This window comes from Streptomyces neyagawaensis, from assembly GCF_023516595.1.
Taxonomy (GTDB): Bacteria; Actinomycetota; Actinomycetes; order Streptomycetales; family Streptomycetaceae; genus Streptomyces; species Streptomyces neyagawaensis.
Genome location: NZ_JAMGBG010000240.1, coordinates 1 through 498 on the forward strand (window position 1 = coordinate 1; position 498 = coordinate 498).

Below are 498 nucleotides of genomic sequence, written 5' to 3' on the forward strand. Positions count from 1 at the left end.
GGCGGCCCCTCCACCGGCCTGCCCACCAAGACCGAACAGGCCGACCTGCTCCAGGCCATGTACGGCCGCAACGGCGAAGCCCCCGTGCCCGTCGTCGCCCCCCGCACCCCCGCCGACTGCTTCGACGCCGCCCTCGAGGCCGCCCGGATCGCGCTCACCTACCGCACCCCGGTGTTCCTGCTCTCCGACGGCTACCTCGCCAACGGCTCCGAACCCTGGCGCATCCCCGAGCCCGACGAGCTGCCCGACCTGAGCGTGCAGTTCGCCCAGGGCCCCAACCACACCCTCGACGACGGCACCGAGGTGTTCTGGCCCTACAAACGCGACCCTCACACCCTCGCCCGCCCCTGGGCCATCCCCGGCACCCCCGGCCTGGAACACCGCATCGGCGGCATCGAGAAGCAGGACGGCACCGGCAACATCTCCTACGACCCCGCCAACCACGACTTCATGGTCCGCACCCGCCAAGCCAAGATCGACGGCATCGACATCCCCGAC

1 pseudogene is annotated in these 498 nt (G+C 71.5%); it reads left to right on the top strand.

What is annotated here, in order from left to right:
• Positions 1–498 (top strand): annotated as a pseudogene (locus M8J73_RS44475) (2-oxoacid:acceptor oxidoreductase subunit alpha); the annotation flags it as partial.